Origin of the sequence: Luteococcus sp., from assembly GCF_043424415.1 — a bacterium.
Classification (GTDB): Bacteria; Actinomycetota; Actinomycetes; order Propionibacteriales; family Propionibacteriaceae; genus Luteococcus.
On record NZ_JBHWOO010000277.1, the window covers coordinates 1 to 13,767 of the forward strand.

Sequence of the window (13,767 nt, forward strand, 5' to 3'; positions counted from 1 at the left end):
TCGCCACGCGCACGGCATTGAGTGCCGTCATGGCCAGCATCGGCGCCCGCCAGGGCTGGGTGAGTGTGGGGGTTGCCTGGGCGCGGGCCACCAGCGACTCCACGAGGCCGAGCTCCAGGGCGCGCTCGCTGCCCATCACCAGGGCCGCCGCCTCGGGCTGGTTGGCCATCATGCGGCGGCGCTGGCGCCACAGCTCGGGCTCGCGCAGGCTGATGTGGGCCAGCGTCGTGGCCACCAGTCGCGCGGTGGTCCACAGGTCCTCGTCGACGGGGCGCTCGGCCACCAGGTGGGTGATCTTCTCGACGATCACCTCGGGCACGCCGGCCAGGGCGGCCTCCTTGGTGGGGAAGTAGTTGAAGAAGGTCCGGGGTGAGACGCCGGCACGGCGGGCGATGGCATCGGTGGTGACGGCGGCCAGCCCGTGCTCCAGCACCAGTTCGGTCGCGGCCCGGTGCAGGGCCCGCCTGGTCTCGCGCTTCTTGTGCTCGCGCACGCCGGGTTCGTCGGCAAGGGGATCCATCACGCGGAATAGTTTGCAGTAACTGCAAGTTTTTGTCACCATGTGGGAGCGGTCGAGTCCCGGACCCGCCTGCCACCTGCTTGGGCCCGCCCGTCGCGCATGACGCCCCGTCCGGCCCACACCCGCTCTCACCGCCGCCCTTCAGCACCCCAGGAGTTCCATGTCCACAACCACCACGCTCGACGCGGCCCAGACAGTCGAGGGGGAGGCCTTCGAGGGCCTCAGCCCCCAGAACCGGCGCATCTTCATCGGTCTCATGCTCGGCATGTTCGTCGCCTCCATCACCCAGACCATCGTCGGCCCCGCCATGCCCCGCATCGTCGCGGAGCTCGGCGGCATGGACCACTACTCCTGGGTGGCCACTGCCACGATGCTCGTCTCAGCCATCGTCGTGCCGATCGTCGGCAAGCTGTCCGACCTCTACGGCCGCCGCGGCTTCTACCTGGGCGGCCTGGTGGTCTTCATGCTGGGCACCTGCCTGGCCGGGGCCGCGAACAGCTTCGGCTTCCTGGTCTTCGCCCGCGCCATCCAGGGCCTGGGCACCGGCACCCTGATGCCGCTGAGCCAGACGATCATCGGCGACATCATCCCCCCGCGCCAGCGCGGCAAGTACCAGGGCCTGATGGGCGCGGTCTTCGGCATGAGCTCGGTGGCCGGCCCGCTGGCCGGTGGCTTCATCACCGACCACTGGGGTTGGCGCTGGCTCTTCTACGCCTCGCTGCCCATCGGCATCGTGGCCTTCTTCGTCATCTTCCGCTTCCTGCACCTGCCCTTCGAGAAGCGTGAGGTCAGCATCGACTGGGGCGGCATGACCACCCTGTCCGCCGCCCTGGTCTGCCTGCTGCTGCCCACCTCGATGGGCGGCACCACCTGGCCCTGGTCCAGCGCGCGGGTCATCGGCCTCTATGCCGCCGGCATCGTCCTGACGATCGCCTTCGTGCTGATCGAGCGCAGGGCCACCGAACCCGTCATCCCGCTGCGCCTGTTCCGCAGCTCGCTGTTCACCCTGAGCAACCTGGCCGGATTCTTCATCTCGATGCTGATGTTCGGCGCCATCATCTACATCCCCGTCTACGCCCAGGGCGTGCTGGGCGTCTCGGCCACCAACTCCGGGCTGATCCTGATGCCGATGAACATCGCCCTGATCGGCCTGTCGATCATCGGCGGCCTGCTGGTCAGCCGCACCGGTCGCTACAAGGAGTTCATGCTCGGTGGTGTGGCCGTCATGGGCCTTGGCTTCTGGCTGCTGACCCGTCTCACCGTGGACTCCTCCCAGCTGCAGCTGACCGTCGCCATGACCGTCTTCGGCATCGGCCTGGGCCTGTGCATGCAGCAGTACACGCTGGCCGTGCAGAATGCCGCCTCGCGTCGCGACCTGGGCGTGGCCACCGCCGCCACCCAGTTCTTCCGCAATGTCGGCAACACCGTGGGCATCGCCATCTTCGGCACCATCATGACCACCGAGATGAAGACGGCCATCCCGCGCCACATGCCGCCCGAGATGCTGGCAAAGATGCAGGCCAGCGGCCAGGAGATGTCCACCGGCAGCGTGCTGGACCCTGCCGCCCTGGCCACGATGCCCCCGGTGGTCGCCCGTGCGATCCGCGAGGGCCTGGGCGATGCCCTGCACACCGTCTTCGTGATCGGGATCCCGCTGACCGTCCTGGTCTTCGTCATCAGCCTGTTCATCAAGGCCGTCCCGCTGCGCGACACCGTGCACAAGGCCGAGGAGGCCGGGGCCGAGCTGCTCGACAGCTTCGGCAACTCCGCCGCCGACGCCGACCGGCTCCCCCTGGGGCGCCTGGCCGGCAGCACCCGCAGCGGTGAGCGGCTGCTCGGCCTGCAGCTCGACCTGGTGGCACGCCAGGCCCTGCGCGAGGACCGTCCGCTGCTGCACCGCGCCATCACCGACCTGGGCCACGGCAACTTCGACGACGGCGTGTTCATCCTCGGCCAGACCGGCCGGATGCTCACCACCGAGGAGGGCTCCGAGGTCGCCGAGCTGGAGAAGTACGGCGTCGAGGTGGCCCATCGCGCCTCCGGCAAGGGCGGCATCCTGGGCGAGGAGCTGCGTCGCGAACTGGCCCAGCGCGTCGCGGCCGTCACGACCGCCGACCAGGAGCGGGTGCTGGGGACGCGCGAGACCACCGTCGCCGAGCGCTTCGAGGCCGTCGACATCGACAAGCTGCGCCAGGCCAGCCACGACCTGACCAATGCGCTGCTGCTCGACCTCTACGACCACCCGGCCCCCTCCGCGCCCCGCCGGGCCCTGGACGACTGAGCGAATCCCTTGCACCTCAGGCCTGCACCACGGGCCTGAGCGAACTGCCCTCGGGGCGGGACCGGTTCATCCGGTCCCGCCCCGACGTGCGCGGGGTGAAGATGAAAATGCGTTCATCAGGATTTCACGGGGCATCATCAGTTCGTTGTCTTCTGGATGGTGACGGTTTTCCATCACGGGCAGGAGATGACATGGGGGGCATGACGCCGGCACCAGTGCGTGCGGTCTTCTACTCGCACGACGCACAGGGCCTGGGGCACTTCAGCCGCAACACCGCCCTCGCCCAGTCCCTGGCCCGCGACCTGCCAGGCCTGCTCGGACGCCCCGTCACCGGACTGCTGGTCAACGGCGTGCCCGAGAGCGATCCGGTCAACCTCCCCGAGGGCTTCGACGTCGTGACCCTCCCGTCGGTGTCCAAGCAGGGACGACGCTATGACCCGCGCCGGCTGGACCTGAGCCTCGACACCGTCACCTCCCTGCGCAGCGACATCATCCGCGATCGCACGGCTGGCCGGGGTCTACGCCCACCGGCCGTGCTGGCGGCAGCCGGTGCTCGACTGGGCTGAAGAGGTCTGGGCCGAAGGGGGCTGGACAGAAGGGGCCTGGGCGGAATCGGCGGCGGAACAGGCGTGGGCTGGACGGGCCGGGGGAGTCGGGGACGGCCCCCTCCACGCCCCGCCGCGCCCGGAACGGGGGGCGACGACGCCTGGGAGCGGTTACACATCCGTAACGTGGACCGAACAGTCCTGAAATCTGGACTTCGCAGGATGGTTCGCATGATCCAGACAAATACCGGAGACACCGCCTGGTTGCTGGTCAGCGCCGCACTGGTGCTGATGATGACGCCGGCGCTGTCCCTCTTCTACGGCGGAATGGTGCGCTCCCGGGGCGTGCTCAACATGATGATGATGTCGGCCTCCTCCATGGGGGTCGTCGGTGTGCTGTGGGTGCTGTTCGGCTACTCCGCCGTCTTCGGCGAGAGCTGGCACGGCCTGATCGGCAATCCCTTCCAGTACTGGGGGATGGCCGGCCTCGAGACGGCCGTGGTGGGTCCGGAGGGCCACCAGGTGCCCGCCCTGGCCTTCGCCGGACTGCAGGTCGCCTTCGCGGTGATCGCCGTGGCGCTGGTCAGCGGTGCCGTGGCCGAGCGGCTGCGTTTCGGGGCGTGGGTCTGCTTCGCCGCCCTGTGGACCGTCCTGTGCTACTTCCCCGCGGCCCACTGGGTCTTCTCCCTCGACGGCCTGGCCGCCGAACGCGGGGGCTGGATCGCCAACCAGCTCGGCGCCCTCGACTTCGCCGGAGGCACCGCCATCCACATCAATGCCGGTGCCGCAGCACTGGCCCTGGCCTGGGTGCTGGGCCCCCGTGACGGCTTCGGCACCACCCCGATGCGTCCCCACAACCTCACCCTGGTGATGCTCGGTGCGGGACTGCTCTGGTTCGGCTGGTTCGGCTTCAATGCCGGCTCCGCCCTGGGCGCCTCCCCGCTCGCCGCGACGGCCTGGACCAACACCCTGGCCGCGCCCTGCGCCGGCATGCTGGCCTGGTTGGCGGTGGAGCGGGTCCGCGACGGCCACCCCACCAGCCTGGGTGCGGCCTCCGGACTGGTCGCCGGACTCGTGGGGATCACCCCGTGCGCCGGTTTCGTCTCCCCGCTGGCGGCGCTGGTCGTGGGCGCGCTGACCGGGGCCTGCTGCTGCTTCGCCATCCAGCTCAAGCACCGCATCGGCCTCGACGACTCGCTCGACGTGGTCGGTGTGCACCTGGTGGGTGGCGTCGTGGGCACCCTTGCCCTGGGCCTGTTCTGCCTGGGTGACGATGCCGGCGCCCCGGCGGGCCTGCTGCACGGCGGCGGTGTCGGACTCCTGGCGCGCCAGGGGCTCGGCGCAATGGCCATGCTGGTCTTCGGCTTCCTGGTGAGCCTGGCCATCGCCCGCCTCGTCGACGCCACCGTCGGCCTGCGGGTCGGCACCCGTGAGGAACAGCTCGGCGTCGACCTCGTCGAGCACGCCGAGGCCGGCTATGACCTCAGCCGGGTCCAGTTCTCCAGCTACCGCCGCTCCATCCGGGTGCCCGTCGAGGCATCCGAACCGCCAGCCGGCCGCACGGCCGACACGACCGAGGAGGTCTCCGCATGAGGCTCGTCACCGCTGTCATCCAGCCCGATGCCGTCGAGGGGGTGCAGGTGGAACTGCACCTCCACGGGATCAGCGGCATGACCGTCACCCCCGTCTTCGGCTACGCGCGCCAGCGCGGGCACACCGAGGTCTACCGCGGTGACACCGTCACCATCGACTTCACCGACAAGGTGAAGCTCGAGGTGCTGTGCCGCGACGAGGAGTCCGACGGCATCGTCGAGGTGGTCTGCCGCAGCGCCCGCACCGGGGAGCTGGGCGACGGCAAGGTCTGGGTGGTGCCGGTCGCCGACGTGGTGCGCATCCGCACCGGCGAACGGGGCGACCAGGCCCTCTGAGAGGGCGCGGGATCAGGCCTCGGGGCGCTCCACGCCGATCATCCGCAGGCTGTCGTCCTCGAGCAGGCCCGCCCACGGGCCGTCCAGCTCGAAGCGCACGAAGGCGCCGGTGGGGTACCAGCACTGCAGGTCGTCGGCGGCCTTGTGGTCCTGGGCGTAGGCGAGTTCCGCGGCCAGGCCGGGGATGCCGGGGGCATGGGCCACCACCAGCAGCACCTGTACCTGGGCGTCGATCTCGGTGATGCGCTGCGCGATCGTCTCGCTGCTGCAGTTGTAGAGCGCGTCCATGTACTCCACCGGGGCGTCGAGGCCGAGCTCGTCGACGGTCTGACGGGTGCGGGTCGCGCTCGAGCACAGCACGTGCTGGACTCCCAGGCCCGACAGGTCACGCCCCACGGCCCGGGCCTCCTCGCGGCCCTCCGGGCCCAGGGAACGGCCCTTGTCGCCGGCGGCCGAGAAGCCCTCGGCGGCGGCATGGCGCATCAGGATGAGGGTGCGGCTCACTGGTCCTCCTTGACGGCGACCATCAGGTCGCGGTTGATCGACGAATCCACGCGGTGGCCGAAGCCCAGCCACTGCGGGCCCTCCTGCGGCTCCAGGCCATTGCGACGCATCAGGTAGGCCAGGTCCTCGCGGGCCAGACCGTGGGTGTTCCAGCTGATCCCCAGCGCCCCACCCGGCTTGAGCTGGCTGGCCCAGACCGGCAGTGCCTCGCCGAGCAGCCCGGCGGGGGAGCGGTCGCGCTTGCCGGCGTGACCGCGCACGTCGCTGGTCTGGTGGGCGCCGTGCACCACGCCATAGGGGGCGTCGGTGACGATCGCGTCGAAGGTCTTCTTGCCGTACAGGTACTGCGACTGCCGGGTGTCACCGGTGAAGACGGTCAGCTCCAGCTGTTCGGCGGGCAGCTCGACGCCCGGGCGTGCACTGCGCAGGCGGGCGTCGAAACGGCGGCCGATGCTCTTGCCCTCGCGACGCACCGGGGTCATCTCGGCGGTGTGCTTGAGCCGCTTTCGGCGCAGCCAGGTCTTGAGGTAGGCGCTCATCTGCTCCACCGCCTTCTCATCGCCCTCCACCCCGTAGCCGTGGTGGCCGAGCATCCAGGCGGTGGTCAGCGTCGTTCCCCGGCCGCACAGCGGGTCGAGGATCGAGCGGGGCCCGTTGGCGGGGCGACGGATGCTGGCCAGGGTCACATTGGCCAGCAGGCGGGTGAACTGCTCATTGGTCTTGCCGGGGTACTTGGGGATGGTCACCAGGTCGTCGTCCAGCAGCAGGGCATCGGGCAGCTGTATCGGCGCCAGCAGCTCGCCCTCGGCGCGGAAGAGCGCCAGGACGGCGGACTGTCGGGCCAGGGTCGCCAGCTGGTCGGCCTCCAGCGGGTCCGACTCGAAGCCCAGGTAGTCCACCCCGGCGACGGTGGTGGCCTCGATCCCGCGCACGAAGGGGGCGCTGATCTGGAGCTCGTGGGCCGCCAGGGTCGACGACTCCCCGGCGTAGACTCGGTTGGCGGACGGGGCAAGCAACATCAGGTGGTGTGGCACCGCCCCATTCTTCCACGCACAGCCGCACCCCGGAGATGGACGGAGCCCACGGTGGAGACTGCAGTCCAGGCCCGCTCGTCCCAACCCAGCGCGGTGCTGCTGGTCGCCGTCGGGGGAGTGCTGGGCACCTTGGCCAGGTGGGGCCTGTCCCAGCTTGTCCCGGCTCACGGTGGCTGGCCCCTGCCCACCCTGCTGGTGAACCTCGTGGGTGCCTTCTGCCTGGGCCTGCTGCTGGAGTCCCTGCTGCGTGCCGGGCAGGACGTGGGCCGTCGACGTTCGGCCCGCCTCCTGCTGGGCACCGGCCTGCTGGGCTCCTTCACCACCATGTCTTCGTTGGCCACCGAACTGGTGCTGTTGGCCAAACAGCCCCTGGTGGCCGTCGGCTACGGCGTCACCAGCCTGGTGGGCGGCCTGCTCATGGCCTGGGGCGGGATCGTGCTGGCTGCCCGCAGGAGGTCGTGATGTCCGCCTTCCTGGTGCTGGTGATGGCCCTGGCCGGGGGCGCGGGAGCCGTCTGCCGCCACCTCGTCGGGCAGTGGGTGGGCGCCCGCAGCAGTCTCGCCCTCCCGCTCGGCACGTGGTTGGTCAACCTGCTCGGCTCGCTCGTGCTCGGCGCACTGGCCGCGCTGACGGTGCGCCAGGGCCTCGACGCCGGCTGGCGGCTGGTGCTGGGCACCGGCTTCTGCGGGGGCTTCACCACCTTCTCCACCGCCGCCGTGGAAACGGTCCGGCTGGTGCAGCAGGGACGCCCCGGGCTGGCGCTGGTGCACCTGCTGGGCGGGAGCCTTGCCTGTGTCGCGGCGGCCGCGGCCGGATGGTTGCTGGCGGCCTGAGCATCGGGCAGCGAGGCCAGGACAAGCCAGGCAGGGACATGACGAGGGGCCCGCTGCGGTGCAGCGAGCCCCTCGTCATGTTCAGCAGCAGCCGGTTTCCAGCAGGACTGGTGGGCGCCGGTGCGACTCGCACCCTTGCGAGCGTGCCTGGTGTGTCCGTCGGTCAGTGCGAGACGAAGACCGTGTGGTGCTCGTAGGCGGTCCCCTTGGCGCGCTCGAAGGAGTTGTGCACCTCGGCCTCGGCATTGGCGCGGCCCGTCCAGGTCGCGCCCTCGACCGACTTGCCGGGCTCCAGGTCCTTGTAAACCGTGAAGAAGTGCTCGATCTCGAGCAACATGTACTCGGGAACGTCGTTGATGTCGTTCAGGTGGCCGCGACGCAGGTCGGCGGTGGGGATGCACAGCAGCTTGTCGTCGCCACCCATCTCGTCGGTCATGCGGAACATCGCGATGGCGCGGCACTCGATCAGGCAGCCCGGGAAGGTGGGCTCGTCGCCGATCACCATGGCGTCCAGCGGGTCGCCGTCCTCGCCCAGGGTGCCCTCGACGAAGCCGTAGTCGTAGGGGTACTGGGTGGAGGTGAACAGCGTCCGGTCGAGACGGATACGACCGGTGTTGTGGTCCATCTCGTACTTGTTCTTGGTGCCCTTGGGGATCTCGACGGTGACGTCGAAGGTCACGCCCGGGGGCAGTCCGGTGAGGGTGGGCTTCACGAATTCATCTGACACGTTGAGCTCTCTCTATGATTGGGGCACCTGAACATTCCAGAGGATACCGCCTGAGGAGGGAACGTCGTGATCCGTGTGCCCACCCGTCGCCACGACGCCCCCGGAATTGCTGTCCAGACAGGGGTCGGGGGTCCTGCCGCCCGCCGCCCCTGGGGCCTGGTGGCGCTGGCCGTGCTGGTGGCTGCTGCCCTCGTCACAGCGGCCGTGGGCTGGCGTCCAGCCCTCTACCGCACGGGTCTGCTGGTCGACGGCGGGCGCCCCACGGTGCCCCCCACCTTCTACGACGCACTGCCCGTGCCCCGCGGAACGTCCGCCAGCCCTCAGCCCGGCAGGCCGGCCGCCACCCCCGTCGCCGCCGCATCCGCAGCCCCCAGCGGACCGGCCCCCGACCGGGCAGCCCTGGCCAAGGCGCTGGGCCAGGTGGATGCCACGAAGATGGGCAAGACCAGCGGCATGGTGCTCGACGCGCGCACCGGCCAGCTGCTGTGGGCCAGGGACCAGGGCCGCAACCTGGTGCCCGCCTCGACGATGAAGGTGCTCACCTGCGCCGCCGCCCTCGACGCCCTGGGCCCAGACCACCGCTTCACCACCCGCGCCCTGCTCGACGGGTCCCGGCTGGTGCTGGTGGGCGCGGGGGACCCCTACCTGGCCTCGAAGCCCGGCAAGGACTACCCGCATCCCGGCACCTCGGCCGCGCTCGCCCAGCAGGTCGCCGCCGCGCTCAAGGCCAAGGGCGCCACCACCGTCTCGCTCGGCTTCGACGAGAGCCTCTTCTCCGGCCCCGGTTGGAACCCGAACTGGCCCACCAGCTATGCCGACCAGGTGAGCACCATCGGCGCGCTGTGGATCGACCAGGGCCGACCCTCGGACAAGGAGTCACCCAGCGCCACCCCCGGGGCGAGCGCCGCCACGGTCTTCGCCGCCCAGCTCAAGGCCCAGGGCATCACCGTGGAGGGAGAACCCGCCGCGGCGAAGGCTGCTGACACGGCCGAGCAGGTGGGTGCCGTGCAGTCGCTGCCGGTCTCGGTCCTGGTGCAGGAGACCCTGGTGCACTCCGACAACTCCGCCGCCGAGGTTCTGCTGCGCCATGTCGGGACCGCCGGCGGCCAGGGCGGCAGCTTCACCGGCGGTGCGAAGGCGCTGGCCCAGCGGCTCGACGCGATGGGCGTGATGGCCCCAGCCAAGGGGCTCCCGGCGACCACCGCCCCGCGCCTGCTCGACGGCTCCGGCCTGAGCCGCGGCAACCAGGTCAGCGCCCAGCTGCTGGCCCGCGTGCTGCAGCACGCCGCGGTAACGCCCAGGCTTTCCGCGCTGCACGAGGGGCTGCCGGCAGCCGGTGTCACCGGAACCCTGCATGCCCGTTTCTACACCCCCGCCTCCGAGGCCGGGCGCGGCATCGTCAAGGCCAAGACCGGCACCCTGAGCAAGGTCTCCACCCTGGCCGGCCGGACCCGCACGCGCGCCGGTGGCGAGGTGGTCTTCGCCTTCATGTCCAACAGCCCCCAGCAGGAGTGGGACGTGCGCAGCTGGCTCGACCAGATGTCCACCACGCTCGCCACCTGCCGCTGCTGATGGCTCGCAAGGCACTCACCCCCGCGCAGCTGGCCATGGTCCAGACGGTCCGCCCTGCCCTGGAGCGGCTGCACGGCCCCGTCCTGGTCGGCGTCTCCGGCGGCGCCGACTCGCTCGCCCTGGCCGCCGCAGTCGCCCACCTGGACGCCGGGCGCGCGACTGCGGTCGTCGTCGACCACCAGCTGCAAGCCGGATCGGCAGAGCACAGCCAGGCCGTGGTGGAGCTGATGTGTGGCCTGGGCCTGGATGCCCGGGTTGAGCTGGTCGAGGTGCGCCGCGACGGCCAGGGCCTGGAGGCCGCAGCCCGCGCCGCACGGCTGGAGGCCCTGTGTCGCGAGGGACTGCCGGTGCTGCTGGGCCACACACTCGACGACCAGGCCGAGACCGTGCTGCTGGCCCTGGCCAGGGGTTCCGGCGCGGCCTCGCTGCGCGGCATGATGCCCGTCACGCCCTTCCACGGCGCCCAGCTGGTGCGGCCCCTGCTCGAACTGCACCGCGCCCAGGTGCGCCAGGCCTGCCGCGACTGGGGGTTGGAGCCGTGGGACGACCCGATGAATGCCGACCCCTCCTTCCTGCGGGTGCGGGTGCGCCAGGAGCTGCTCCCCGTGGCCGCCGATGTGCTCGGCGGCGGCGTCGCCGACGCACTGGCCCGCACCGCGGAACTGGCCCGCCAGGACAATGACCTGCTGGAACGGCTCGGCGCGGATGCCGTGCGCGACCTGGCCCGGGGCGATGCGCTGGATGCCGTGGGACTGCTCCACCTGCACCCCGCCCTGAGGGGACGGGTATTGCGCCGTTGGATGGTGGGGCGGGGGGTCCGGCACCCGTCGATGGTCCACGTGCAGGCGGTCACCGCGCTGGTGGAGGACTGGCGCGGCCAGCAGGGCGTCGACCTGCCCGGGGGGGTGACGGTGCGCCGCCAGCAGGGGTCGCTGGTGGCTGGCCCGCGCACTGCTGGGTAGGCTGGCGTGGTGGACGCATCTGACATCACCGCTGACCTGACCCGAGTGCTCTACACCGCCGACGAGGTCTCCGCGCGCATCGCGGAACTGGCGGAGCAGATCGACACCGACTACGACGGTCGGGAGGTGCTGCTGGTGGGGGTGCTCAATGGGGCCATCATGGTGATGAGCGACCTCTCGCGCGCCATGCGGACCCACTGCACGATGGACTGGATGGCCATCAGTTCCTATGGCTCGGGCACCAAGAGCTCCGGAGTGGTGCGCATCCTCAAGGACCTCACCACCGACATCTCCGGCAAGCACGTGCTGATCGTCGAGGACATCATCGACACGGGCCTGACGCTCAGCTACCTGGTGCAGAACCTCAAGAGCCGCGAGCCCGCCAGTCTGGAGATCGCCGCCATGTTCCGCAAGCCGGCCGCCGTCACCTCCCCGGTGGACGTCAGGTACGTCGGCTTCGACATCCCCAACGAGTTCGTCGTCGGCTTCGGACTCGACTACGACGGCCGCTACCGCAACCTGCGCGATGTCGGCACCCTGTCGCCCAGCATCTACGAGTAGGCCGGCAAGCACTCAGGCCGCACCACCGAGACCGCCGGGACCCTGTTCCGGCGGGCTCGCTGGGTTCCACGGCCACCCGTGGTCGGCCGCTCCAGGACCTCCGGGTGCTGAAAACGCAGCCCATACGGCCACGGATGAAATTTGAACGTGCCGTGTGCCGCCAGGGCTGCACTTCCAGCGGCGCCCGGTGGCGAACCGAACCCCCAGGGGGCATTGGAGCTCGCTGGTAGTCTGCGAGCAGCTTCGTCGTCCCTACGTCAGGTAGTCCATGAACAAACTGCAGAAGGCCACCAAGAGTCCGATCCTGTGGATCCTGCTGGCCATCGTCTTCGTGCTGAGCGCGGTCCAGCTGGTCAACTCCGCCTCGGGCAATGACAAGGTCCCCACCAGCAAGGCCCTGTCGGTGCTCAACGGCAACGAGCCGATCCGTGATGTGGTGCTGAACCAGCGCGACCAGTCGATCCGGATCAGCATGAAGTCTGGCGACGAGACCTATCTGTCCACCTGGGTCGGCACGCAGGACGAGCAGATCGTCGAGCGCCTCAACCAGCGCATGGCGAACAAGACCCTGGACGAATGGCGCGGCGAGAACCCGCAGCCGAGCATGCTGTCGAGCCTGCTCTACACCGGCATCCCCTTCCTGCTGATGATCCTGCTGTTCTTCTTCGTGATGAACATGGTGCAGGGCGGAGCTGGCGGCGCCCGGGGCGTGATGGGCTTCGGCAAGTCCAAGGCCAAGGTGGCCACCAAGGACACGCCGAAGACCACCTTCGCCGATGTGGCCGGCTGTGCGGAGGCCATCGAGGAGCTGCAGGAGATCCGCGAGTTCCTGGCCGAGCCGGCCAAGTTCCAGCGCGTCGGGGCGAAGATCCCCAAGGGCGTGCTGCTCTACGGCCCTCCCGGCACCGGCAAGACGCTGCTGGCCCGCGCCGTCGCGGGTGAGGCGGGCGTCCCCTTCTTCTCCATCTCGGGCTCCGACTTCGTCGAGATGTTCGTGGGCGTGGGCGCCAGCCGTGTGCGTGACCTGTTCGAGCAGGCCAAGGAGGCCAGCCCGGCGATCATCTTCATTGACGAGATCGATGCCGTGGGCCGTCACCGCGGTGCCGGCATGGGTGGCGGGCACGACGAGCGCGAGCAGACCCTGAACCAGCTGCTGGTGGAGATGGACGGCTTCGACGCCACCAGCAATGTGATCCTGATCGCCGCGACGAACCGTCCCGACGTGCTCGACCCGGCCCTGCTGCGTCCGGGTCGCTTCGACCGTCAGATCCCGGTCGAGGCCCCCGACCTGAAGGGCCGTGCGCAGATCCTGAGGGTGCACGCCGAGGGCAAGCCGATGGCCGCCGATGTCGACCTGGAGTCGATCGCGCGGCGCACCCCAGGCTTCACCGGCGCCGACCTGGCCAATGTGCTCAACGAGGCCGCGCTGCTCACCGCGCGGCTGAACCTGCCGCTGATCGGCAATGCCGAGCTGGGCGAGGCCATCGACCGCGTCATCGCCGGCCCGCAGAAGCGCACCCGCCTGATGAATGACCACGAGTTGCTGGTGACCGCCTACCACGAGGGCGGCCACGCACTGGTGGCGGCGGCGATGCCCGGCACCGACCCGGTGCAGAAGATCACGATCCTTCCCCGCGGCCGCGCCCTGGGCTACACGATGGTGATGCCCGACGAGGACAAGTACTCCAACACCCGCGGCCAGCTGCTCGACCAGTTGGCCTACATGCTGGGTGGGCGTGCCGCCGAGGAGCTGGTCTTCCACGACCCGACCACGGGCGCCAGCAATGACATCGAGAAGGCAACCAAGGTGGCGCGCGCGATGGTCACCCAGTACGGCATGAGCGAGCGCCTGGGGGTGATCCAGCTGGGCGGCGGTGACTCCGAGCCCTTCCTGGGGATGAGCGGTTCGCAGCCCAGCCGCAGCTACTCCGACATCACCGCTGCCGTGGTCGACGAGGAGACCAGCAAGTTGCTGATGGCCGCCCACCAGGAGGCCTTCGACTGCCTCAAGGCCAATCGGGACGTGCTGGACGAGCTGGTGTGCCAGCTGCTGGAGCACGAGACCCTGGACAAGGCGCAGGTGGCCAAGATCTTCGAGCCGCTGCGACGCCATCCCGAGCGCGGGGCCTGGACCGGCTCGGAGGACCGGGTGCCCTCCGAGATCCCGCCGGTGCCGATGCCGGTGCGTCCGAAGGCCGACGACGAGCAGCACACCGGCGGCTCCACCGCCGCGCCGCGGCCCGGCGCCGACGAGGGCAGCGACCTCCCCGGCGGATGGAAGGCGCCGGGGGAGTGGACCA

At 70.3% G+C, this 13,767-nt stretch carries 14 protein-coding genes; 10 read left to right on the forward strand and 4 right to left on the reverse strand.

The window, feature by feature from the left end; genetic code table 11:
* The coding region (locus ACHFFZ_RS15725) for a TetR/AcrR family transcriptional regulator (protein ID WP_394277544.1) at positions 1-520 on the reverse strand (520 nt) is incomplete at its 3' end.
* A 160-nt stretch (positions 521-680) separates the two neighbouring features.
* Here ACHFFZ_RS15725 and ACHFFZ_RS15730 point away from each other — a divergent pair.
* The 4 genes from ACHFFZ_RS15730 to ACHFFZ_RS15745 all read left to right on the forward strand — a co-directional run bounded on the left by ACHFFZ_RS15730 (position 681) and on the right by ACHFFZ_RS15745 (position 5,274).
* Positions 681-2,801: an MDR family MFS transporter gene (locus ACHFFZ_RS15730; protein WP_394277545.1), complete on the forward strand. Its 2,121-nt coding sequence runs from the start codon at positions 681-683 to the stop codon at positions 2,799-2,801.
* 191 nt (positions 2,802-2,992) lie between these two features.
* Positions 2,993-3,367 carry a hypothetical protein gene (locus tag ACHFFZ_RS15735; RefSeq protein WP_394277546.1) on the forward strand — a complete coding sequence of 125 codons (375 nt, stop codon included), beginning with the start codon at positions 2,993-2,995 and terminating at the stop codon, positions 3,365-3,367.
* 210 nt (positions 3,368-3,577) lie between these two features.
* On the forward strand, positions 3,578-4,939 hold the full coding sequence (locus ACHFFZ_RS15740; protein ID WP_394277547.1) for an ammonium transporter: 1,362 nt from the start codon (positions 3,578-3,580) through the stop codon (positions 4,937-4,939).
* Positions 4,936-5,274: a P-II family nitrogen regulator gene (locus ACHFFZ_RS15745; RefSeq protein WP_394277548.1), complete on the forward strand. Its 339-nt coding sequence runs from the start codon at positions 4,936-4,938 to the stop codon at positions 5,272-5,274. Before ACHFFZ_RS15740 ends, ACHFFZ_RS15745 begins: the two co-directional genes overlap by 4 nt.
* 12 nt (positions 5,275-5,286) lie before the next feature.
* Here the strand turns inward: ACHFFZ_RS15745 and ACHFFZ_RS15750 are convergent, their stop codons facing one another.
* Together ACHFFZ_RS15750 and ACHFFZ_RS15755 are read right to left on the reverse strand one after the other, a co-directional pair.
* Positions 5,287-5,778, reverse strand: a complete 492-nt coding sequence (locus tag ACHFFZ_RS15750) for a SixA phosphatase family protein (protein WP_394277549.1) — start codon at positions 5,776-5,778, stop codon at positions 5,287-5,289.
* Positions 5,775-6,812 carry a TRM11 family SAM-dependent methyltransferase gene (locus ACHFFZ_RS15755; RefSeq protein ID WP_394277550.1) on the reverse strand — a complete coding sequence of 346 codons (1,038 nt, stop codon included), beginning with the start codon at positions 6,810-6,812 and terminating at the stop codon, positions 5,775-5,777. Before ACHFFZ_RS15755 ends, ACHFFZ_RS15750 begins: the two co-directional genes overlap by 4 nt.
* Positions 6,813-6,863: 51 nt before the next feature.
* On the opposite strand from ACHFFZ_RS15755, the gene ACHFFZ_RS15760 reads away from it, so the two are divergent.
* Together ACHFFZ_RS15760 and crcB are read left to right on the forward strand one after the other, a co-directional pair.
* Entirely contained in the window at positions 6,864-7,274 is a 411-nt protein-coding gene (locus tag ACHFFZ_RS15760) for a fluoride efflux transporter FluC (protein ID WP_394277551.1), read from the forward strand.
* On the forward strand, positions 7,274-7,645 hold the full coding sequence (gene crcB, locus ACHFFZ_RS15765; RefSeq protein WP_394277552.1) for a fluoride efflux transporter CrcB: 372 nt from the start codon (positions 7,274-7,276) through the stop codon (positions 7,643-7,645). The genes ACHFFZ_RS15760 and crcB overlap by 1 nt, the downstream gene beginning before the upstream one ends.
* 163 nt (positions 7,646-7,808) lie before the next feature.
* Here crcB and ACHFFZ_RS15770 read toward each other — a convergent pair whose 3' ends face one another.
* Positions 7,809-8,372, reverse strand: coding sequence for an inorganic diphosphatase (locus ACHFFZ_RS15770; protein WP_394277553.1), 564 nt, complete (start codon positions 8,370-8,372; stop codon positions 7,809-7,811).
* 66 nt (positions 8,373-8,438) lie between these two features.
* Here ACHFFZ_RS15770 and dacB point away from each other — a divergent pair, with 66 nt between their 5' ends.
* From dacB to ftsH, 4 genes are all read left to right on the forward strand, one after another.
* On the forward strand, positions 8,439-9,944 hold the full coding sequence (dacB, locus tag ACHFFZ_RS15775) for a D-alanyl-D-alanine carboxypeptidase/D-alanyl-D-alanine-endopeptidase (RefSeq protein WP_394277554.1): 1,506 nt from the start codon (positions 8,439-8,441) through the stop codon (positions 9,942-9,944).
* On the forward strand, positions 9,944-10,906 hold the full coding sequence (tilS, locus tag ACHFFZ_RS15780) for a tRNA lysidine(34) synthetase TilS (protein WP_394277555.1): 963 nt from the start codon (positions 9,944-9,946) through the stop codon (positions 10,904-10,906). Before dacB ends, tilS begins: the two co-directional genes overlap by 1 nt.
* Before the next feature lie 9 nt (positions 10,907-10,915).
* Positions 10,916-11,467 (forward strand): hypoxanthine phosphoribosyltransferase, encoded by a 552-nt coding sequence (gene hpt, locus ACHFFZ_RS15785; protein WP_394277556.1) that lies wholly within the window; start codon positions 10,916-10,918, stop codon positions 11,465-11,467.
* A 268-nt stretch (positions 11,468-11,735) separates the two neighbouring features.
* Positions 11,736-13,767, forward strand: a 2,032-nt coding sequence (ftsH, locus tag ACHFFZ_RS15790; protein WP_394277557.1) for an ATP-dependent zinc metalloprotease FtsH, incomplete at its 3' end; no start/stop codon positions are given.